This is a genomic window from Oceanobacillus sp. FSL K6-0118 (genome assembly GCF_038006665.1).
In the GTDB taxonomy this organism is placed as follows: Bacteria; Bacillota; Bacilli; order Bacillales; family Amphibacillaceae; genus Oceanobacillus; species Oceanobacillus caeni.
The window spans coordinates 222567-246387 of record NZ_JBBOVR010000001.1; the positions used below are offsets into that span (position 1 = coordinate 222567).

Genomic DNA, 23821 nt, shown 5'->3' on the forward strand with positions numbered 1-23821 from the left:
GATATTAATTTATGCTAATTAGCGATTTTTAAACAAAAAACGGTTGTACAATAAATGACGTTGGTGGGAAAAACTCACCTACGTCATTTTTGTGTTTATAAATAGAAAACAAGTGAGATTCCCTGTAGAATTAAAGTCGCTGAAAACCATTCCTAGGAGGGAACTCACTTGTCTATATCAAATGATATTAGAAATATGTTAGATATTCAAGATAAAAATATTTATATGAGCGAAAATGCAGTAACGTATGGCAAACATAAAGGGAAGTCTTGTAAATTTATTAAGGCGAAATTAACATATGATGCAGATCAATGCCCAAATTGCCAGGTGGAGAAAGTAGGCTCTTCTATTTATAAAAACGGAACACAATTATCTCGTATTACCATTCCGACCATGGGAGTTTATCCAACATATTTATTATTAAGTAAGCAGCGTTTTATGTGTAAACATTGTGGTGTTAGTTTTACTGCACAAACAAATATCGTAAAGCGTCATTGTTTTATATCCTCAAATACAGAAGCCCAAATCATGATTAAATCAGCTGGAGCGCAGTCCGTTAAAGATATTTCCCAGGATTGTGGTGTATCTGAGGCAACTGTTCAGAGAATCATTAATAAAGAAGCAAATAAATATAAACCGCATTATAAAGCCCTACCTAAGCATCTATCGTTTGATGAATTTAAGTATGCCAAGGGCAAGATGGCTTTTGAATATATCGATGTTGAAACGGGTGACATCTTAGACATTTTAAATAGTCGTGATAACCGGTCTATTACAGATCACTTCATCACAAATTATAGCTTATCAGCTAGACAACGAGTAGAAACCGTGACAATCGATATGAACGCAGGTTATGTAAGTTTGATAAAAGAGATGTTTCCAAATGCAGATATTATTATTGATCGTTTTCACTTAGTTCAACTCATATCAAGAGCGATGAACAAAACGCGTGTTAAAATCATGAACCAACTCAGAACATCTAATGGGGAAGATCAGAAAAAGTATCGCCGCCTTAAACGTTATTGGAAGCTTTTACTGAAAAAAAGATCGAGTTTATCTTATACAGAATATAAATATTACGGCTTATTTGGCCAACGTCTTGAAAGTTCAATAGTGCAAGAAATGTTGGATTATAGTGAGGAACTTAAAGTCAATTATGGTATATATCAGGACCTGTTGGAGGCAATTGACGAAAAGGACTATCATGCATTAGAGAACACATTAAACAAAAAGTGTCCAACCCAGTCATCAACCTATTTAAGAACAAGCATTAAAACATTAAGAAAGCACTTGCCCTATACGAAAAACAGTTTTCAATATACGTATAACAATGGGCGAATTGAAGGTATTAACAATAAAATCAAGGTACTCAATCGGATTGCATATGGCTATCGGAATTTTAAGCATTACAAAAACCGAATAAGATTACATTTTAAACTGAAACCCGTAGTAAACAAATCACACTCTAGAGTAGCATAGCTTCCCTAGAGTGTGATAATCAAATACATATTAAAAGTCGACTAAAATACAGTACCAACGTCACTTGACGTAGAGCCCAAAAAACCTTGGAGATCTTCCAAGGTTTTAAAAGTAAGTATTAGATTTAGTTTGTTTAAGCTTTTCTTAAGAATCGCCACGTCCAGCCCGTACGTCTCGTTTTTAGCCTGTAAGGGGGCTTCCGCTTTTGTTCTTAAGATGGTTTAATTACAATATGACGATGTGGTTCTTGACCATCGGAACAAGTCGAAACTTCGGGGATGTCCTGTAAAACACTATGGATAATTTTCCGCTCATAAGCTGGCATTGGTTCAAGAGCAACTTTCGTCTTTGTACGAATAACTTTATCCGCCATTCGTGAAGCTAATGATTCCAATGTTTCTCTTCTTCTCTCCCGATAGCCTTCCGCATCTAATGTTACAGTGTAATACTTTTTACTATTTTTATTAATCACAAGTCGAACTAAATATTGAAGTGCATTTAATGTTTGTCCTCGTTTTCCGATAATAATTGCAAGATTTCCCCCATTTAACTCAAATGTTACATGCTTTCCATCTACTGTTGTATTTATATGAACATCCAGATTCATATTAGCTGTCACTTGTTTAATATAGTTTTCAGCCTCTTCAATTGGATCAGGTAACATTTCAACTTTTACAATGGCAGGCTTTGCACCAAATAAACCCAATATTCCCTTCTTGCCTTCATCAATAATGGTAATTTCCACTTGGTCTTTCGTGGTGTTTAACTGCTCTAATGCTGATTGGACCGCCTCTTCAACTGTTTGTCCACTAGCAGTTATCTCTTTCACTTTTTAACTCCTCCACTATTATTGTTACTCATCAAAGGTTTATTGATAAGAATAGTTTGTAAAATCATGAAGACATTACCAGTTGCCCAATATAAAGCTAACGCAGCTGGGAACATGAATGCCATAACCGTAATCATAATTGGCATCACATATAACATCATTTTCATCTGCATTGCTACTTGTGGGTTAGAGTTTGCAGATGTATTAGTTGACATCATTAATTTGGATTGGAAAAAAGTAAGAATACCTGTAATAAATGGTAAAATATTATCTGGTGATCCTAATTCAAACCATAGAAAGCTATAGTTACTAATTTCATAAGTACGAACAATCGCATGGTACATCGCAATTAAAATCGGCATTTGAACGATAATTGGCAAACAACCTGCGAGTGGATTTACATTATGCTCTTGCATTAACTTCATTGTTTCTTGTTGAAGCTTTTGTTGAGTGTTAGCATCTTTAGAGCTATACTTCTTCTGAATTTCTTGTAATTTAGGTTGAACTTCCTGCATTGCTTTTGAACTTTTGATTTGCTTCACACTTAAAGGTAATATCAAAAGTCTAAGGAAAATAGTAACAATAATAATAGATAGACCATAACTATTGTTAAATATTTGGGCTATTTTAATAATTACCCATGAAAGCGGATAAACAAAAACCTCATTCCAAATACCTTCACTTTCTGACGTTATCGGTTGGCCAGTTTGCGTACAGCCGGCGAGTAGTACGACCAATCCAACGAAAGCCAGAAGCAATAAATACTTCTTGCGCAATTCTTTTCCTCCTCAAATAAACACGGATATATACTAATTGATATTTTATATTAAAAAGACATAACTTTCTATTTTAAACTTAAACAACTTGGCATTTACCAAGCCTTTAAACAAATGCCTTGTTGCACTTATGAAATGGGAAGGACTTTATACCTAACCAAAACATTTACCTTTTTAATAAACGTTCTTTATATAAAAGATGGGTTAAACTCTTTTTTACTTCTTCATACCCCATATCTTTCGTCTGATTTCTAGCAATAATTACGATATCATGTGGGTATTTTATTTGACCTTCCAATTCTTGAAAAGCTTGACGCAAATATCTTTTAATTCTATTACGTGTCACAGCATTTCCGATTTTTTTACCGACCGAAAGTCCAACTCTAAAATGACTCTGTCCAGGTTTTTCTATGTAGTAAATAACAAGCTGACGGTTAGCAAAGGATTTACCTTTTTTAAACACAAACTGGAATTCCTCATTATTTTTAATACGAAATCTTTTTTTCATTCTTACCACCTATCTAACCCTTACAAGCCTGTCCTATTTGTTTTTAATATGTACAATCTTTCATTAATGTAATGATATGTAGAAAAAGACCACTGAGTCAACAGTGGCCTATGCTGATAATACTTTTCTTCCTTTACGGCGACGACGAGCTAGAACTTTACGTCCATTTTTTGTGCTCATACGAGCGCGAAAACCGTGTACTTTTTTACGTTTACGATTATTTGGTTGGAATGTTCTTTTCATTTATCTTGCACCTCCCTAAGGGAAAACTTCATATCTAAAATTAATGTTCATAACTTATCTATCAGACAGTCTTTGTAATTATACGTAATTTCTAGGTGATTTGTCAAATCTATTTTTGAACAAAGGCGAAAGCGCCCGTTTAGCGACGTACGGACTGCGCCTGGCCATGCCAGGTGGTCCGATGTTTCCGCGCAAAGCGGCGGTTTTAATCGGACATTCCACTTCCGCAGGAGATAAAGGAAACACGACGAACGGAGTGAGTCGATGTTGACTTATCGTACGGAGGTGAAGGAAGTCTCGCTAGTCGCTGGGCGCTGGAGCCGGACGTGGTCCTCCCTATGACAAGATTTAATAAGCTATTTTTTTATACTTTCTTTTCAAAAAGTTCAATGGAAATAATACTTCGAAGTTTCTAGTTGGCTCACTTTTCTGGAATGAAGTGCACTTGCTCATCTATTAACTATATACATTACGCTTTTAGTCGACCTCGCTTCATCCTTCTTTTTAATCACCCACTTAAAGCTCCTTCAATTGAACATCCTTTACTCCAAATTAATATCCTCACTCAGATCCACCCAAATATTTTAACTTCCCCCAAAACGCCTATATATTTCAATTAATTTTTTATCCACAATCCTATCTTAACAAAAAATCGACAATATTTTTCTATCCACAACAATTATCGACAAGTAAATAACAAAATATAGTAGTGTGGATAGTGTTTTTGCACAAGTAGTTGTCTTTGTGGATAAGTGTTCAAAAACCATTGCACATCTAGTTTTTTTTTGTTATCATATTAATGTTTTCACTTGTGGAAAAAATAACTGGTAAATAATTTATCCACAAACTGTGAATAAGCTGTGGATATTTATTAACACCCTATATAACAATTTTATAAACATACATGTGGATAACGTATATAACCTTTTCTAACCCTTCTTTATTCATATTTTAATTATCCACAAAAGAATTCTACAAAAATCATCATATACTTTATATTCAGCATGCCTTTTCCATCATTCGGTATGAAATGAGGGATGCTTTTTCTGTTATTTTTTGAAAGGAGTGAACTCCGTATTGGAAAATATTGAGGAGCTTTGGGTTGCTACTTTAGAAAAAATCGAAGAAAAAATTAGTAAACCAAGTTTTGATACATGGCTAAAGAATACAAAAGCTGAAGCACTAGAAAAAGATACGTTAGTTGTATCGGCTCCAAATGAATTTGCTAGAGATTGGCTAGAAAACCAATACACTGATTTAATTTCTGACATTATCGGTGAAATAACCGGATCACGTCTTAAAACAAAGTTCATTATTCCGGATATAACCCCGGAAGTAGAAGAATTAAAACCAATTCCAAAGGTTAAAGACACAGCAAATGATTTTCCAAAAACGATGCTAAATCCAAAGTATACGTTTGATACTTTTGTTATAGGTGCTGGTAATAGATTTGCTCATGCAGCATCTTTAGCTGTTGCAGAAGCACCTGCTAAGGCGTATAACCCTCTTTTTATTTATGGGGGCGTTGGTTTAGGAAAAACCCATTTAATGCACGCAATTGGCCATTATGTATTAGAACATAATCCTAAAGCAAAAGTAGTGTATATTACATCTGAAAAATTTACGAATGAATTTATTGATGGGATTATGGATAATAAAACAACAAGTTTTCGCAATAAGTATCGAAATGTTGATGTCCTATTAATAGATGATATTCAATTTATAGCCGGAAAAGAATCAACTCAGGAAGAATTTTTCCATACATTCAATACATTACATGAGGAAAGTAAACAAATTATTATTTCTAGTGACCGTCCACCTAAAGAGATTCCTACACTAGAAGATCGTTTACGCTCTCGTTTTGAATGGGGATTAATTACCGATATTACACCACCTGATTTAGAAACAAGAATTGCTATTTTGAATAAAAAAGCTAAAGCAGACGGACTTGATATTCCTAATGAAGTTATGCTTTATATTGCTAATCAAATCGATACGAATATTCGTGAATTAGAAGGAGCGCTAATTAGAGTAGTAGCGTATTCTTCTCTAGTAAATAAAGACATTGATGCTTCACTTGCAGCGGATGCATTAAAAGATATTATTCCTTCAAATAAACCAAAAGTAGTAACGATTCTAGGGATTCAAGAAGCAGTTGGTGAAAAATATAATGTGAAATTGGAGGATTTTGCAGCTAAGAAAAGGACGAAATCTATTGCCTTTCCCAGGCAGATAGCAATGTATCTATCACGTGAAATGACAGATTTTTCATTGCCTAAAATTGGAGAAGAATTTGGTGGGCGTGATCACACAACAGTTATACACGCTCATGAAAAAATATCTAAATTACTAGAAAAAGACTCCGATTTTAATCGAGATATTGAAGATCTTAAAGAAACAATTAAATCATTATGACGAAACTAACAGTAATCCACATGTGAATATTGTTAATGGAACATCATAATTATAAACACTATATCCACATGTGGAAAACAAAGGTTTAAAACTATAAAATGCACTTATCCACATAATAACAGGTATTATTACTATTATTATTATATTTTTATAAATAAATAATATAAATAGAACTTCCAACTAGGAGGATTTTTTTATGAAATTTATTATTCAAAGAGAGCAATTGATTTCTAGTGTTCAAAATGTAATGAAGGCTGTATCATCCCGACCAGTTATTCCGATTTTGACAGGAATTAAGATTGAAGCAAAAGAACATGGAATTACGTTAACAGGTAGTGACTCAGATGTGTCAATTGAATCCTATATTCCACGTGAAGAAGATGGAAATGTTAATGTAGAGCAAATTGAAGAAGGTAACATTGTTTTACAGGCTAAATATTTCCCTGATATTGTACGTAAATTGCCAGAGAAAACAGTCGAAATTGAATCTGATCCTAATTTAAAAGTAACGATTCGATCAGGTAAAGCAGAATTTATTCTAAATGGACAAGATGCGGATGAATATCCACAGCTACCAACAATTCAAACAGACGATAGTTTTGAAATACCAATTGATTTATTAAAAGGTATGATTAAACAAACCGTATTTGCTGTCTCTACCATGGAAACACGCCCGATTTTAACTGGGGTTAATTTAAATTTAAGCAATAATGTATTAAAGTTTGTAGCAACAGATAGTCACCGTTTAGCTTCAAGAGAAGTACCTATTTCTAATACAAATCTTGAATTTAAAAATATTGTAGTACCTGGAAAAAGTTTAAATGAGCTAAATAAAATATTAGTTGACTCAGAAGAAACGGTAGAAATAAGTGTTACAAATAATCAAATATTATTCCGTACAAAATACTTAAATTTCCTATCTCGTTTATTAGATGGGAATTATCCAGAAACTGCACGTTTAATTCCAGAACAATATAAAACACAAATTCAAGTCAAAACAAAAGAACTTTTGAGTACTATTGATCGTGCTTCGTTACTAGCAAAAGAGGAACGTAATAATGTTGTCCGATTAACTACACAGGAATCACAATTAATTGAAATTAGTAGTAACTCACCAGAAATTGGGAATGTAACGGAAGAAATAATGGCTCAACTAATGGAAGGAGAAGAATTAAAGATCTCTTTCAGCTCCAAATATATGATTGATGCATTAAAGGCAATTGAATATGATGAGGTATCTATTGCATTTACTGGTGCAATGAGACCATTTGTCATCCGCCCTGTAAATGATGATTCTATTTTACAACTTATACTTCCAGTAAGAACGTATTAAAAAACTATGTAGAAAGAAAAAAGGAAATTGGTTCATACTAATTTCCTTTTTTGTATTCTGAAATAAACCTTATGCTAAAAATCAAATATAGGCCTTTTTAAGCGATTTATTTTATTTTCTAGGGGTTTACCTTCCCTAAAAGCAAAAACTTTAGTAAAATAGGTATATAAAAGTTTTAGAAGGATAAGAAGGTTAATAGACATAAAAATATTAAAATAGATTGTGGTGAGAAATTTGCATGAAGAAGTAAAAATTGGAACGGATTATATTACATTAGGACAATTAATTAAACTTCTAAACATTTTTGATTCGGGTGGTATGGTTAAAGCTTACTTACAAGATGTTGGTGTAATGGTTAATAGTGAGAAAGAACATCGTCGAGGAAGAAAGCTATATCCAAATGATGTCGTAGAAATAGAAGAGCATGGTTCTTATATTGTAAAAAAAGAGGCCTAATTATGCACATAGAAAGGCTAGAGCTAAAAAATTATCGGAATTACGAGAGTCAATCTATTGAATTTGATGACAAAGTAAATGTCATCATTGGAGAAAATGCCCAAGGCAAAACAAATTTGATGGAGGCAATTTATGTATTAGCTTTCACAAAGTCTCACCGTACTTCACATGAAAAAGAACTTATCCAATGGGATAAAGAGTATGCTAAAATAGAAGGTAGAGTAAAGAAGAGAAATCAATCTGTCCCATTGGAATTTATTATTTCTAAAAAGGGCAAGAGGGCAAAATTGAATCATCTCGAGCAAAAAAGATTAAGTGACTATATAGGTGCAATGAATATCGTCATGTTTGCGCCCGAAGATTTAACTCTTGTCAAAGGGCCACCACAGATTAGACGCAGATTCATTGATATGGAATTAGGGCAAATTCAACCTACCTATATTTATCATCTAGGGCAATATCAAAGAATTTTAAAACAAAGAAACTTTCTTTTAAAACAAATGCAACGAAGAGAAAAAACAGATATGGCCATGTTAGAAGTATTAACGACACAATTAGTTGAACACGCAGCTATTATTTTAGAGAAACGTTTTATATTTCTAAATTTACTAAAGGGTTGGGCTAATTCCATTCATCATGGCATTAGTAGAGGATTAGAGAAACTAGAAATTAAGTATAGTGCGACAATAGAAGTATCAGACGATGGAAATAAGGAGAAAATAAATAGTATCTATTTTGATAAATTTCAGGAAATAAGAGACAAAGAGATAGAACGGGGAACCACTCTTATCGGTCCTCATCGTGATGATTTAATTTTTTTAGTTAATGAGAAAGATGTTCAAACGTACGGTTCACAAGGACAGCAACGGACAACAGCCCTATCTTTAAAGCTAGCAGAGATTGAATTGATCCATAAAGAAGTTGGAGAATATCCCATATTACTTCTTGATGATGTTTTAAGCGAATTAGATGATTATAGACAATCACATTTATTAAATACCATCCAAGGAAAAGTACAAACCTTTGTTTCTACTACTAGCGTAGATGGTATTCACCACGAAACATTAAAAAAAGCGGAGTTATTTCGTGTCAGTAAAGGTAACATTGAACTTTAGCCAAATCAATTAGAAAGGATTTGGAAAATGTTTATTCATATAGGAAATGGTAATGTTATTCAATCTAAAGATGTCATAGCAATTATCGATTATCAAAGCATTTCTTCGTCTGTGATTATGGGAGAAATGATACAAGCTTGGAAAAAGGAAAAGAAAATTGTCGGACCAAAAAGTAATGCCAAATCAGTTATTGTAACGGAAAATCAAATATATTATACGACAGTTTCCGTTTCAACACTTAAAAAACGTACAGGCATAACACAGGGAATTAGTAATGAACAAGATTTTTCTGATGAAATTTCTCTATAAATTTGATTTCAAATAAATTCATGATTTCTATCATTAAAACGAGGTTCAAAAAGGAGAATAAAAAGGATCGAGTCGGCTAAAGTCTTTAGTACCGAAGTGTCTTTATTAATCGGACTTTTGAACAACCTCTTAAAATAGATTTAGTTTTCATAAGAAATGAGTGTGAGAGAATGGCAATGGAAGAAAATACAACAACAGAACAAGCTTATGATGCTGATCAAATACAAGTTTTAGAAGGGTTAGAAGCTGTTCGAAAAAGACCCGGAATGTATATTGGTTCTACATCTGAACGTGGATTGCATCATCTTGTTTGGGAAATTGTTGATAATAGTATCGATGAAGCCTTGGCTGGATATTGTGATCACATTGAAATCGCTATTGAAAAAGATAATAGTATTACGGTTCAAGATAATGGACGTGGTATTCCAGTAGATATTCAGAAGAAGACAGGCAGACCAGCTTTAGAAGTTATTATGACGGTTCTCCATGCTGGCGGTAAGTTTGGCGGTGGCGGATATAAGGTTTCTGGTGGACTTCATGGTGTTGGTGCATCGGTTGTTAATGCCTTATCAGCTAATATGGAGGTCTATGTGCATCGTGATGGTAAAATCCACTTTCAAGGTTATGAAAAAGGTATTCCACAAAACGAAATTAAAGTAATTGGAGAAACGGATATAACAGGCACGGTTACACATTTTAAGCCAGATCCAGAAATTTTTACTGAAACATTGGAATATAACATGGAAACACTAACTCAACGTGTTCGTGAATTAGCCTTCTTAAATAAAGGATTAAGAATATCACTTGAAGATAAAAGAATTGATCAAGAACCTGTAAGTTTCCATTATGAAGGTGGAATTAAATCTTACGTTGAATATATTAACTCCAAAAAGGAAGTCTTACATGAGCCCTTTTATGCTGAAGGAGAAGATCAGGAAATTTCTGTAGAGGTCTCCATCCAATATAATGATGGATTTGCTACAAATATATACTCTTTTGCAAACAATATTCACACGTATGAAGGCGGAACACATGAAGTTGGATTTAGAACAGGGTTAACCCGTGTAATAAATGATTATGCGCGTAAAAATAATTTAATCAAAGAGAGAGACGCCAATCTTACTGGGGATGATGTGAGAGAAGGTATCACCGCAATTGTCTCTATAAAACATCCTAATCCACAATTTGAAGGCCAAACGAAAACAAAACTTGGAAATAGTGAAGTAAGAACAGTAACGGATGCTGTTTTCAGCGATAAATTTTCTGCATTTCTTTTTGAAAACCCTAGCGTTGCGAAAATTATTGTAGAAAAGGGATTAATGGCATCAAGAGCACGTATGGCAGCTAAAAAGGCACGTGAATTAACAAGAAGAAAAGGTGCCTTAGATGTGTCAAGTTTACCTGGGAAGCTAGCTGATTGTTCTTCTAGGGATGCATCTATTAGTGAACTTTATATCGTTGAGGGAGACTCAGCTGGTGGTTCAGCTAAATCAGGGCGAGACCGTCACTTCCAAGCAATTCTCCCTTTACGAGGCAAAATTTTAAACGTAGAAAAAGCACGTTTAGACCGAATTCTGTCAAATAATGAAGTTCGAGCGATGATTACAGCTTTAGGGACAGGGATTTCTGAGGACTTTGATATTTCTAAAGCAAGATATCATAAAGTAGTTATCATGACAGATGCTGACGTAGATGGAGCACATATACGTACATTACTATTAACATTTTTCTATCGTTATATGCGCCCATTAATAGAAAATGGATATATTTATATTGCACAACCACCTTTATACCAGATCAAACAAGGAAAAGCCGTTCATTACGTTTATGATGACAAGGAATTACAAGAAATTTTAGATAAATTACCTCAAAATCCAAAACCTGGTATTCAGCGTTATAAAGGTCTTGGCGAAATGAACGCAGAACAATTATGGGAAACAACAATGGATCCAGATAAACGTACTTTACTAAGGGTTGAATTAGAAGATGCGATTGATGCAGACCAAGTATTTGATATGTTAATGGGTGATAAAGTAGAGCCAAGACGTCAGTTCATAGAAGAAAATGCTCAATATGTGAAGAATTTAGATATTTAAAGATAGGTAAGTAGAAGTAAAAGATATATGAATGAGCAATTAGCTCATTCTTTTATACTTGGCAAAGGATAAAATTTGAGCGAGAAGCGGATTCGGTGTAGCAAAAAATTTTAATGTTCCAAGTATAAGAAAAGCTAACACATTCGCTTAAGGACAAGCGAATGTGAGTTTTTCTAATGTTTACTCTTTTGCTTTTCATAGGAGGTATAAAATATATGGCTGAAGAAAGCCGTCCTAGTGTACAGGATGTTAATATTAGTAAAGAGATGCGTACATCTTTCTTAGATTATGCGATGAGTGTTATTGTATCGCGTGCCCTCCCAGATGTTAGGGATGGAATGAAGCCTGTTCATCGTAGAATTTTATATGCAATGAATGATTTAGGTATGCATTCAGATAAGGCTCATAAAAAATCAGCTCGTATCGTTGGTGAAGTAATCGGTAAATACCATCCACATGGTGATTCAGCAGTTTATGAAACGATGGTACGTATGGCACAAGATTTTAGTTATCGATATATGCTTGTTGATGGTCACGGCAACTTTGGATCGGTTGATGGTGACTCCGCAGCTGCAATGCGTTATACAGAAGCAAGAATGTCCAAAATATCTATGGAATTAGTTCGTGATATTAACAAAGATACCATTGATTATCAGGATAACTATGATGGTTCAGAACGCGAACCAGTTGTCTTTCCATCTCGCTTTCCTAATTTATTAGTCAATGGGACCTCGGGAATTGCCGTTGGAATGGCAACCAATATTCCTCCACATAATCTAGGTGAGACCATTGATGCGGTATTAGCCGTAAGTAAAGATCCAGAAATTACAATTGAAGAAATCATGGAAAGCTATTTGCCAGGACCTGATTTCCCTACTGCTGGGCAAATTCTCGGTAGAAGTGGTATCCGTAAGGCTTATGAGACAGGAAAAGGTTCTATTACCGTTCGTGCAAAGGCCAATATTGAAGAACATGCTAATGGGAAGTCTTCCATTATTGTCACTGAACTCCCTTATCAAGTAAACAAGTCAAAATTGGTTGAAAAAATAGCAGAACTTGTTCGTGATAAAAGAATTGAAGGTATTACAGATCTTAGAGATGAATCTGACCGTAATGGAATGCGAATCGTAATTGAATTACGTCGAGATGCAAATGCCAATGTCGTTTTAAATAATTTATATAAACAAACCTCTATGCAAACAACATTTGGTATTAACACACTAGCTCTTGTTGACGGTCAACCTAAGGTATTGAACATTAAAGAGTGTTTAGTACATTATTTAAACCACCAAAGAGTGATTATTAGAAGAAGAACGGAATTTGAATTAAGGAAAGCAGAAGCACGTGCCCATATTTTAGAAGGACTACGCATTGCTTTAGACCATATAGACGAAGTAATTACACTTATCCGTAATTCGAAAACAACTGATATTGCTCGTACAGGTTTAATGGAAACATTCCATCTATCCGAAAAACAAGCACAAGCAATCTTGGATATGCGTTTGCAACGTTTAACAGGACTAGAACGAGATAAAATTGAAGAGGAATATACTGAATTACAAAAGCTTATTGCTGAATTAAGAGCAATTTTAGCGGATGACGAGAAAATACTTGAAATTATCCGTGAAGAGCTATTAGAAATTAAGGAAAAATATAATGATGATAGACGTACAGAAATTGTCGTTGGTGGAACTGATTTCTTTGAAGATGAAGACCTTATTCCAGAAGAAAATATCGTCATTACATTAACTCATAAAGGGTATATTAAACGTCTTCCGTCCTCAACTTATCGTACCCAAAAACGGGGTGGACGTGGAATCCAAGGTATGGGTACAAATGAAGATGATTTTGTAGAACATTTAGTTTCTACATCTACCCATGATACGATTCTATTCTTTACGAATAAAGGAAAAGTTTATAGAGCTAAGGGATATGAAGTTCCTGAGTTTTCAAGAACGGCAAAAGGTATACCAATCATTAATATGCTTCAAGTAGAAAGTGGAGAATGGGTTAATGCAGTTATTTCGGTAAGTGAATATAAGGAAGAGGCCTATCTATTCTTTACTACAAAATTTGGTATTACCAAACGTACATCTTTATCTATGTTTGCTAACATACGTAAAGGTGGACTTATTGCTCTTGGATTACGAGAAGATGATGAACTTATATCCGTTAAATTGACCAATGGAAGTAAAGATATTATGATTGCAACGAAACAAGGGTATCTTATTCGCTTTGAGGAAACCCAGATTAGAGCGATGGGTAGAACTGCTGCAGGTGTAAGAGGTATATCTTTACGTGATGATGATGAAGTAGTATCAATGGAAGTATTAGAAGAAGGCTCTCATATTCTTCATGTGACGAATAAAGGTTACGGAAAACAAACACCGGAATCTGAATATCGTAGAATAAACCGTGGTGGTAAAGGCGTTATTACATGTAAGTTAAATGATAAAACAGGGCATGTCTCTGCTGTTAAAGCTGTTAATGGCGAAGAAGATTTAATGGTAATTACTGTAGGAGGCGTACTCATTCGTATTCCTGTAAAAGATATTTCTATAACTGGAAGAAGTACAATGGGTGTCCGACTCATTCGCTTACATGATGATGAAGAGGTAGCTACAGTTGCTAAAATTGAACAAGAAGAAAATGATGCTGAAAATGAAGATGCTACTGAATTAGGGTCTAAAGAAGAAACTGAAACGGAAACAGATAACAAAATAGATGAATAAAAAAGGTGGCTTTAAAGCCACCTTTTTTAGCTGGTAAGAAGGGCTTTCCCTGTCCACCAAAGCTTTTTAAATAAAATGGACATAGGAATTGCCATATTTTAATTTCCTTTATCCATATTTTTGTATAATTCATCTTCTAGTATTTTTGGAATCTTTTTTGCTGTTATATCTAAAAACTGTAATATGAAAGGGTAATCCATTTCCGGTTTTGATGATAATAAGTCCCCCCACCATTCGGCTTCATAACGACAAAGCATACTTAGATTATATAAAAGTAAATAATGAATCATGACATCCGATATTGGTAGAAAATGTTCTCTATTAAGTGGAAAATATATTTTATCATCGTCCATGTGTTTGTAAAAAGGCCCATTAAATGATTCTAGCCTTTCTTCCAACTGAACAGTAATGACGGACTGACGCTCTTCCATATGTTTGATTACCGATAAATAGGGTTTGATTCGATTGAGAAAAGCATCTTTCGTTATGTGATAATAATCCAGTATTGTAGTAGGAAATTGAAGTATTGGAGAATCCTTTGAACCAACCACTACCATTTTTTCAGTTCCTTGGAAGGAAAAGAAGGTTTGCATTTCTGGTATAAGGGAAAATAAGTCCACCATTTGAATCTTGTCAAAAGGAACAGGATTAATAGAATATAGATGCTTCGAAAGGTATGGAAAAAGCCCATTAATTTGGACTTTCACTTCATCCGACATAAATGTATAATTACGCTTTTTTCTCTTCCTAGATGTAACTCCATGTGACAATAAAACGGTAGATTCTGGGTAATTCGGACGCTTAGTTAATAAACAGGCTTTTAATAAATGGGTTAATCCATAAAAATATAAAACAGGTTTAGCAAAAAGCTCTACCTTATGGCCAATTTCATAAAATTTCCTACCATGATCAAGATAATATAATAAAGCATTATAATTTTGGTAACTTTTAGCTTCAACATCCTGTTCATTTATCTTTTTATAACAGCTTTGTAAGTAAACTTGAGCAGTTTGTTGTGAGGTTAAAAATGAAAAAAATCCATCTGATTTACTCATAATAATCTCCTAAGGTAATTTTCAGAATCTATTTACTTCTCATTTTTCAATAATATGTTGTTGAAAAAGAAGGATAGTTGGCGTATTGTATATAAAAATAGAGATTATCTACTAGTTTAGTCATTCATCTTTTATTAAATACCTTTTAAATTTGAGAAGGAGGAGTTACATTGCGAAAAGATAAATTTGCAAAAGAAGGTTTAACGTTTGATGATGTATTATTAATACCAGCGAAATCTGAAGTTTTACCTAATCAAGTTCAATTGAGTACGGAGCTTACGCCAAGTTTAAAATTAAATACGCCATTTATAAGTGCCGGAATGGATACCGTAACAGAAGCTGAAATGGCAATTGCTATGGCTCGTCAAGGTGGTTTTGGAGTCATTCATAAAAACATGTCGATTGAAGAACAAGCTGAACAAGTTGACCGTGTAAAACGTTCAGAGAGTGGTGTTATTACTAATCCATTTTTCTTAACACCAGAACATCAAGTATATGATGCCGAACATTTAATGGGTAAATTCCGTATTTCAGGTGTGCCAATTGTAAATTCTGTAGAAGAACAACAATTAGTTGGTATTATTACCAACCGTGATTTACGCTTTATTCAAGATTATTCTATTTCTATTTCTGAAGTGATGACTAGTACTGATTTAATTACTGCGCCGGTTGGAACAACATTGGAAGAAGCGGAAAAAATCCTCCAAAAATATAAAATTGAGAAATTACCATTAGTGGACGGGAATAACGTATTAAAAGGTTTAATTACGATTAAAGATATTGAAAAAGTAATTGAGTTCCCAAATGCTGCTAAAGATGCTCAAGGCAGACTTTTAGTCGGAGCAGCTGTTGGGGTAACGAAGGATGCAATGAAGCGTATCGATAAGCTAGTAGAAGCGGGTGTAGACGTTATTGTCATCGATACAGCACATGGTCATTCTAAAGGTGTTCTTGACCAGGTTAAAGAAGTACGTAAAGAATACCCTGAATTAAATATTATTGCTGGTAATGTTGCAACTGCAGATGGTACTAGAGAACTTATTGAAGCGGGTGCCTCCATTGTTAAAGTTGGTATCGGACCGGGATCAATATGTACGACACGTGTCGTAGCGGGTGTTGGAGTACCACAAATTACAGCGGTAAACGATTGCGCTATGGCGGCACAAGAATATGGTGTACCAATTATTGCAGATGGTGGTCTTAAATATTCTGGAGATATCGTTAAAGCAATGGCAGCAGGTGCGCATGCTGTTATGGTGGGTAGTATGTTTGCTGGTACTACTGAAAGTCCTGGTGAAACAGAAATCTATCAAGGAAGAAAATATAAAGTATATCGTGGTATGGGATCTGTCGGGGCTATGAAAGCCGGCTCTAAAGACCGTTATTTCCAAGGCGATACAGATAATAAAAAACTAGTTCCTGAAGGTATTGAAGGTAGAGTACCTTATAAAGGTTCGTTAGCAGATACGATTCATCAATTAAGCGGTGGTCTTCGTTCTGGTATGGGCTACTGTGGAACAGCAACCATTGATGCTTTACGAAATGAAGCTCAATTTGTAAGAATTACTAATGCTGGTATACGTGAAAGCCATCCACATGATGTCCAAATTACAAAAGAGGCTCCTAACTATTCCGTTCAATAACTAAATGGTTAGGTAAAACCTTTTGAACAACCTCTATAAAATTTTTTTAAGGTGAGGACTTTCCTCATCTATTTTTTTTTGAGATGCTATGTTAAAATAACAAAGTATCTGTGAAATTTTAAATAGAAAACATGCCATTTTTGTAAAAAAAGAAAGTTTTATTTCTTTCTACCTAATAAAAATAGACAAAGGGAATTTTTGGAGGTAAAAAATGTTTAAACATCACAAGAAAATTATATCGTTATTTTTCCTACTAACGGTTTCACTAGGAATTCTTACCTATCATCCTAATAATATAAAAGCGGAGGCTTCCTTAGATATAGATGCAGAGGCAGCTATTCTAGTTGACTTTGATACAGGGAAGATATTATACGCAAAAAATGAGAACGTGTTACTTCCTCCAGCAAGTATGACGAAAATGATGACAGAGTATTTAGTAATGGAGGCAATTAAAGAAGGAAAAATTTCATGGGATACAACTACACAAATTAGTGATTATGCTTATGCTATCTCAGCTAATACCTCATTATCAGGCGTAGGTTTAGTACAAAATAAGCAGTATACTGTAAAAGATTTATATCAAGCAATGGCGATTAACTCAGACAATGCAACAACAATTGCACTTGCAGAACTTGTTGGCGGCTCTGAAACTGAATTTGTTAAAATGATGAATCAAAAGGCCAAGGAATTAGGCCTAGAATCCAAGTTTGTTAATGCTTCAGGATTAGACAATAAAGATTTAGAAGGAAATCAGCCGGAAGGTACTAGTGTGGAAGATTTGAATTTATTAACTGCCCGTTCTACGGCAATACTAGCATATAACCTTATAAAAGATTTCCCAGAGGTCTTAGAAATTGCTTCTATCCCGAAAACAACATTTGATGGACAAGAGATAGATAACTGGAATAGAATGCTTCCACATGAGGGAGTAAACTTTAAACAGTTTTATTACGAAGGTGTAGACGGACTAAAGACCGGCTTTACGGATAGTGGTGGATATAATTTTACAGGAACAGCTGTAAGAAACGGACAACGATTAATTTCTGTTGTGATGAAGTCGGAAAGTGAAGCACAACGTTTCCAACAAACAAGTAAACTTTTAGATTATGGTTATAATAACTTTACAGCACAGGAATTATTCCCTAAAGGTTATCAACTAAAAGGACAAACGGAGGTTCCTGTATCTAAAGGGAAAGAAAAGAATGTAGAGGTTTCTTTAGCTGAAGGCATTACCGTACCAGTTAAAGGTGACGATGCTGAAAATTATACTCTTAAATATGAATTAGATAAATCCAAATTAAATGAAGATGGTGAATTAATTGCACCAATTGAAAAAGGCGAAGTAATTGGTACAGCTAAACTTGTTTATAAAGGCGATAATGATTATGGATATATTACGGATGATCAAGGGTCTGTACCAATTGTAACAGACCAAGCGGTAGAAAAAGCAAATTGGTTTATGCTTACAATCGGAGCTATTGGTGACTTCTTTGCTAATATATTTTCTTCAGCAGTAGATTGGATTAAAGGTTTATTTTAATTTGCATCTTTATTAAAAAATGATTATGATAATGATAATAAAACAATCTTATCAACAGTGTTGAAAGGAATTAGTAACAGTAACACCTATCTAAAGAGAGTCGATGGTTGGTGGAAATCGATGTTAGAGTGCTGTGAATCCATCCTTGAACTGGTTTACGGAAAGGAATTCCCTCCAAGTAAGTAAACCCGGTAAGTGCCGTTACAACGTGAAAGCCGGAAGAGATTATCTCTTCAATAAGGGTGGCAACGCGGGAATTATACTCTCGTCCCTATCTATTTGGGACGGGGGTTTTTTGTATTTATCCAAAATTTAAGGAGGAAGTGTCATGTTAGATTTAAAATATTTACGTAATAATTTTGAAGAAGTAAAAACAAAACTTAACCACCGCGGTGAAGATTTATCAGAATTAGACCATTTTGGTGAGGTCGATGAAAGACGTAGACGACTTATTTTAGAAACAGAAACTTTAAAAGCAAAACGAAATGAAGTGACTAAGCAAATTTCCGCCCTAAAAAGGGAGAAAAAAGATGCTGAGCCTGCAATAAAGGAAATGCGTGAAGTAGGAGACCAAATAGCGAAATTAGACAAAGAATTAAAAGAGTTAGAAGATAAATTACAACAGATCATGCTTTCTATCCCTAATATTCCCCATGAAAGTGTCCCTGTAGGTGAAGATGAGGATGATAATGTGGAAGTTCGCAGGTGGGGTGACGTTCCAACATTTGATTTTGAGGATAAAGCACATTGGGATATCGCAACAGATCTTGATATTTTAGATTTCGAACGAGCTGGAAAAGTTACGGGAAGTCGGTTTGTTTTTTATAAAGGATTGGGTGCTAGATTAGAACGTGCACTTCTTAACTTTATGATGGATTTACATGCAGATAAACATGGTTATACCGAAGTCCTCCCACCGTCTATTGTAAATCGCACAAGCATGACTGGTACTGGACAATTGCCAAAGTTTGAAGAAGATGCATTTAAAGTAGAAGATTGGGATTATTTCCTAGCCCCTACAGCAGAGGTCCCTGTTACGAATTATCATCGTGATGAAATTTTAAATGTGGATGATTTACCACGAAAATATGTAGCATATAGTGCATGTTTCCGTTCTGAAGCGGGATCTGCTGGTCGCGATACAAGAGGATTAATTCGCCAACATCAATTTAATAAAGTAGAATTGGTCCAATTTGTGAAGCCAGAAGAGTCTTATGAAACATTAGAAACATTGACAAATCATGCGGAAAAAGTACTACAATTACTTGAATTACCTTATCGAGTAATGAGTATGTGTACTGGAGACCTAGGATTTACAGCAGCTAAAAAGTATGACATAGAGGTATGGATTCCGAATCAAAATACGTACCGTGAAATTTCTTCTTGTTCTAATTTTGAAGACTTCCAAGCAAGACGTGCAGGAATTCGATTCCGTAGAGAAGCAAATGGTAAGCCTGAATTTGTTCATACATTGAATGGATCTGGATTAGCAATCGGAAGAACAGTTGCAGCAATTCTTGAGAACTATCAACAGGAAGATGGCTCAGTTAAAGTACCAAAAGTCTTGGTTCCTTATATGGGTGGTTTAGAATATTTGAAGTAAAAAAGGGAGAGAACTTCTCCCTTTTTTTTATAAAAATTATTGACATGCTTGTCGAAAGATGGTATATTAATTTTTGTTGTTACGGAGGTATACCCAAGTCTGGCTGAAGGGGTCGGTCTTGAAAACCGAGAGGCGGGTCAAACCGCGCGGGGGTTCGAATCCCTCTACCTCCTCCATTTTTAATTAACGCGCACATAACTTTGGAGATAAAAGGACACCGTTACTTATTGTAATGGTGTCTTCTAATATACGAACATTATTTTTAATAAAGCATATATTACTTTAAATAACTAAATAAGTAAGGCAAAGAATAGGCTAGTAGTACATATTTATTCGAAAAGAGAAGGAAGCCATAGGCTGAAAGTTTCCTACGAAAGAAAGTGTATGAACCTACCTATGAGTCGTTAGTTAAGAAGCTAACCACAGAATACTGTGTTATCAAAAAAGAGAGGGTAATGAATTTACCAAATTAGGTGGTACCGCGGAACCCATTCCGTCCTAAATGTTATGATAGGACGGAATGGGTTTTTTATATTACTTTATAAGAGGTTGTTCAAAAAGGGGGAAGTGAAGTGAAAAAAAACATAACTTTTTTAGGGGCAGGGTCAATCGCTGAGGCAATTTTATCTGGAATTGTAAATGCGGAGATAATTGAAAAGGAAAACATCTTTGTTACAAATAGAAGTAATCAACAACGCTTAGAGTATTTAGAGGAAAAGTACGGAGTAACAACGGTACAGAATAAAGAAATGGCAATCCGTTCTGCCGATATACTTATTTTAGCTATGAAGCCATATGATCTTCACGAATCTTTACAGGGTCTTAAAGGGTTTATTCATAAAGGACAATTAATTATTTCTATTCTTGCAGGTATTTCAACAGATACGATAACGAAAGAATTAGAAATGGCTTCCCCTGTTATTCGAGTAATGCCAAACACATCGGCAATGATCGGGCATTCTGCAACTGCATTAAGTAAAGGTCAGCATGCTTCAGAAGAGCATTTAAGGATAGCTGAGGAACTTTTTAAAACCATTGGAACAACAACTCTAGTGAAAGAAGATGACATGCATATTGTAACAGCAATTGCTGGTAGTGGTCCTGCTTACTTTTACTATATGGTCGAAGCTATGGTAAAGGCTGCTGTAGAATCAGGCTTTGATCAACAAACAGCAAAAGAACTAATTACACAAACGATAAAAGGTGCTGGAGAAATGTTGCAACAATCGGATGACTCTCCTAGTACATTACGAAAAAAAATAACTAGCCCAAATGGCACTACAGAGGCCGGGATAAATGTCTTAGAACAAAACCATTTTCAACGTATTGTGATGGATTGTGTAAATAAGGCTAAAGAACGTTCTGAGGAATTGGGAAAAAACTAATCTTCATATAAAAAACTAGTTGTTCTATTAAATGAACAGCTAGTTTTGAAATTCAGTTGGATAAGATTAGGTTATAGGTCTTTTCATTTTGTGAGCTTTTTTGTATAATATAAGATACGGATTTCATTCGATATGGCCTCGTAGCTCAGGGGATAGAGCAATGGTTTCCTAAACCATGTGCCGCAGGTTCGAATCCTGCCGGGGCCGCTTATATGAAAGGCATGCTTATTAATTTAGCATGCTTTTTTTAATTTTTAAAACTTCACACTTTAAAATTGTCACAAAATATTCTAAAATGGAATTAAGATACCTAATATTTTAATTATTTTATTTAGTTAGAAATGTAATCGATTCCAAATGGTGAGGTGAAAGTAATGGATATGAAAGTAATTTCAGCAAGAGAAGGAGATTATAACTTAAAGAATTATGATGAGTTCCGTGAGAATTTTTCATGGGATGCTATAGAAAGGAACTTTTCCTGGTATGAGACTGGAAAAGTAAACATGGCGTATGAGGCGCTAGACCGTCATGCGGAAAATCCAATTACTAAAGATAAGATTGCTTTATTATATTCTTCACCAGAGAGGGAAGAAACATTAACTTTTTCTCAATTGAGTAAGGATAGTAATAAATTTGCTAATGTTCTTAAGAAATATGGTACTGAAAAAGGGGATAGAGTATTTCTTTTCATGCCAAGGAGTCCTGAATTTTATACAGCCTTCTTTGGTATTTTAAAAGTTGGTGCCGTTGCAGGTCCGCTTTTTGAAGCCTTTATGGAGCAGGCGGTACGTGACCGTTTAAAAGATAGTGAGGCAAGAATTCTTATTACAACACCTGATCTTCTTGAAAGGGTACCACAAGCCGACTTACCAGACTTGGAAAAAATCATTATTGTCGGGGAAATAAATGATAACTCCAAAAAATATATTCGATATGCTGAAGAAATGGAGGACGCTTCAGAGGAATTTGAAATGGAATGGGTTGACTTAGAGGACGGAATGATTCTTCATTATACTTCCGGATCTACAGGAAAACCAAAAGGGGTGTACCATGTTCATAATGCAATGATTCAGCATTATGCTACGGCATCATGGGTTTTAGATTTGAAACAAGATGATATTTATTGGTGTACTGCTGATCCTGGTTGGGTTACAGGGACTAGCTATGGAATATTTGCTCCTTGGTTGCATGGAGTGACAAACGTCATTCGTGGTGGGAGATTCACACCTGATGATTGGTATCAAACATTAGAAAAAAATAAAGTTACAGTCTGGTATACGGCACCTACAGCGCTACGCATGTTGGTTAGCTATGGCGAGGATAAATTAAGAAGATATAATTTAACTTCCCTTAGACATATTATGAGTGTTGGGGAACCACTTAACCCTGAAGTCATTACATGGGGAATGAAGGCATTTAATTTAAGAATTCACGATACATGGTGGATGACAGAAACAGGTGCACAACTTATTGCTAATATACCTGCCTTAGAAATACGTCCCGGATCCATGGGTAAACCAATTCCTGGTATCGAAGCTTCTATCGTCGATAATGAGGGGAATGAGTTACCCCCGAATCAGATGGGAAACTTGGCTATAAAAGCTGGATGGCCAGCAATGATGCGTAAGATTTGGAATAATCCTTCTAAATATGAAAGTTATTTTATTAATGGATGGTATGTTTCTGGGGATAGTGCTTACCGTGATGAAGATGGGTACTTCTGGTTCCAAGGTAGATTGGATGATGTCATTAATACCTCTGGTGAGCGAGTTGGTCCATTTGAAGTGGAAAGTAAATTAATTGAACATGAAGCGGTAGCGGAAGCTGGTGTGATTGGTAAACCACATCCAGAGCGTGGGGAAATTATAAAAGCCTTTATTACATTAAATGAGGGATATGAAGAATCACCTGAGTTATTAGAGGATATTCGTCAATTTGTAAAAACTGGCTTAAGTGCACATGCCGCTCCACGTGAAATAGAAATAACGGATAGTATTCCAAAAACACGTAGCGGGAAAATTATGCGCCGTTTATTGAAATCTTGGGAGTTAGGGTTGCCAACAGGCGACACGTCTACATTAGAAAATTAAAGAATGTTAAAAAACTTGGCGTTCGCTTTAGCTTGTGAATGCCAAGTTGTACTTATGCAAATCTTTACAGTGGGACGAATAATCGGAGTCTCACATGGGAAGGACTTTTATATTTTCCTTCTTGCTAAAAATAATAAGCGTATTACCTACAAGCAAATAGTTGTAAGGCATCACGCTTATTATTTTTTACCTTTTAGTAATCTACCATGAAACG

General features: G+C 34.9%; 18 protein-coding genes, 2 tRNA genes and 2 other annotated features. Of the genes, 15 read left to right on the top strand and 5 right to left on the bottom strand.

Translation table 11 applies throughout. The features are described 5' to 3' along the window. The first annotated feature begins 168 nt into the window (after positions 1-168). Positions 169-1479: an ISL3 family transposase gene (locus MHI02_RS01065; protein ID WP_047185367.1), complete on the top strand. Its 1311-nt coding sequence runs from the start codon at positions 169-171 to the stop codon at positions 1477-1479. A 211-nt stretch (positions 1480-1690) separates the two neighbouring features. Here MHI02_RS01065 and jag read toward each other — a convergent pair whose 3' ends face one another. The 4 genes from jag to rpmH all read right to left on the bottom strand — a co-directional run bounded on the left by jag (position 1691) and on the right by rpmH (position 3835). Then, positions 1691-2308 carry an RNA-binding cell elongation regulator Jag/EloR gene (jag, locus tag MHI02_RS01070; RefSeq protein ID WP_047186853.1) on the bottom strand — a complete coding sequence of 206 codons (618 nt, stop codon included), beginning with the start codon at positions 2306-2308 and terminating at the stop codon, positions 1691-1693. Next, entirely contained in the window at positions 2305-3084 is a 780-nt protein-coding gene (yidC, locus tag MHI02_RS01075) for a membrane protein insertase YidC (protein WP_047186854.1), read from the bottom strand. Before yidC ends, jag begins: the two co-directional genes overlap by 4 nt. A gap of 166 nt (positions 3085-3250) precedes the next feature. Further along, entirely contained in the window at positions 3251-3592 is a 342-nt protein-coding gene (gene rnpA / locus MHI02_RS01080) for a ribonuclease P protein component (protein ID WP_204798321.1), read from the bottom strand. Between the two features lie 108 nt (positions 3593-3700). Beyond that, positions 3701-3835 carry a 50S ribosomal protein L34 gene (gene rpmH, locus MHI02_RS01085; RefSeq protein WP_010094630.1) on the bottom strand — a complete coding sequence of 45 codons (135 nt, stop codon included), beginning with the start codon at positions 3833-3835 and terminating at the stop codon, positions 3701-3703. A 1077-nt stretch (positions 3836-4912) separates the two neighbouring features. Between rpmH and dnaA the strand changes: the two genes are divergently transcribed. The 7 genes from dnaA to gyrA all read left to right on the top strand — a co-directional run bounded on the left by dnaA (position 4913) and on the right by gyrA (position 14291). Further along, entirely contained in the window at positions 4913-6250 is a 1338-nt protein-coding gene (gene dnaA / locus MHI02_RS01090) for a chromosomal replication initiator protein DnaA (RefSeq protein WP_047186856.1), read from the top strand. 196 nt (positions 6251-6446) lie between these two features. Continuing rightward, complete coding sequence (dnaN, locus tag MHI02_RS01095) at positions 6447-7583, top strand: DNA polymerase III subunit beta (protein WP_047186857.1); 1137 nt, start codon at positions 6447-6449, stop codon at positions 7581-7583. Positions 7584-7817: 234 nt separating this feature from the next. Next, positions 7818-8039, top strand: coding sequence for a S4 domain-containing protein YaaA (yaaA, locus tag MHI02_RS01100; RefSeq protein WP_060668663.1), 222 nt, complete (start codon positions 7818-7820; stop codon positions 8037-8039). 2 nt (positions 8040-8041) lie between these two features. Further along, positions 8042-9154, top strand: a complete 1113-nt coding sequence (recF, locus tag MHI02_RS01105; protein ID WP_145524098.1) for a DNA replication/repair protein RecF — start codon at positions 8042-8044, stop codon at positions 9152-9154. A gap of 27 nt (positions 9155-9181) precedes the next feature. Then, complete coding sequence (gene remB, locus MHI02_RS01110; protein WP_047186860.1) at positions 9182-9463, top strand: extracellular matrix regulator RemB; 282 nt, start codon at positions 9182-9184, stop codon at positions 9461-9463. Positions 9464-9639: 176 nt separating this feature from the next. Next, complete coding sequence (gene gyrB, locus MHI02_RS01115) at positions 9640-11559, top strand: DNA topoisomerase (ATP-hydrolyzing) subunit B (protein WP_204798324.1); 1920 nt, start codon at positions 9640-9642, stop codon at positions 11557-11559. 215 nt (positions 11560-11774) lie between these two features. Further along, positions 11775-14291 carry a DNA gyrase subunit A gene (gene gyrA / locus MHI02_RS01120; protein ID WP_060668660.1) on the top strand — a complete coding sequence of 839 codons (2517 nt, stop codon included), beginning with the start codon at positions 11775-11777 and terminating at the stop codon, positions 14289-14291. 98 nt (positions 14292-14389) lie between these two features. Here the strand turns inward: gyrA and MHI02_RS01125 are convergent, their stop codons facing one another. Then, positions 14390-15346 carry a YaaC family protein gene (locus tag MHI02_RS01125; protein WP_047186863.1) on the bottom strand — a complete coding sequence of 319 codons (957 nt, stop codon included), beginning with the start codon at positions 15344-15346 and terminating at the stop codon, positions 14390-14392. 170 nt (positions 15347-15516) lie between these two features. Here MHI02_RS01125 and guaB point away from each other — a divergent pair, with 170 nt between their 5' ends. From guaB to acsA, 7 genes are all read left to right on the top strand, one after another. Further along, a complete protein-coding gene (gene guaB / locus MHI02_RS01130; protein WP_060668658.1) occupies positions 15517-16989 on the top strand; it encodes an IMP dehydrogenase in 1473 nt (490 codons plus the stop codon). A gap of 211 nt (positions 16990-17200) precedes the next feature. Beyond that, positions 17201-18529, top strand: coding sequence for a D-alanyl-D-alanine carboxypeptidase family protein (locus tag MHI02_RS01135; RefSeq protein ID WP_052771800.1), 1329 nt, complete (start codon positions 17201-17203; stop codon positions 18527-18529). Positions 18530-18580: 51 nt separating this feature from the next. Further along, positions 18581-18805 (top strand) — a binding site (T-box leader). Between the two features lie 52 nt (positions 18806-18857). Beyond that, positions 18858-20132: a serine--tRNA ligase gene (serS, locus tag MHI02_RS01140; protein ID WP_047186865.1), complete on the top strand. Its 1275-nt coding sequence runs from the start codon at positions 18858-18860 to the stop codon at positions 20130-20132. A gap of 83 nt (positions 20133-20215) precedes the next feature. Next, positions 20216-20308 (top strand) — tRNA-Ser (locus MHI02_RS01145). Positions 20309-20429: 121 nt separating this feature from the next. Continuing rightward, positions 20430-20636, top strand: a binding site (T-box leader). Between the two features lie 68 nt (positions 20637-20704). Further along, positions 20705-21517, top strand: coding sequence for a pyrroline-5-carboxylate reductase (proC, locus tag MHI02_RS01150; protein ID WP_204798320.1), 813 nt, complete (start codon positions 20705-20707; stop codon positions 21515-21517). 134 nt (positions 21518-21651) lie between these two features. Then, positions 21652-21724, top strand: a tRNA-Arg gene (locus tag MHI02_RS01155). A 167-nt stretch (positions 21725-21891) separates the two neighbouring features. Continuing rightward, positions 21892-23607, top strand: coding sequence for an acetate--CoA ligase (acsA, locus tag MHI02_RS01160; protein WP_204798319.1), 1716 nt, complete (start codon positions 21892-21894; stop codon positions 23605-23607). The last annotated feature ends 214 nt before the right edge of the window (positions 23608-23821 follow it).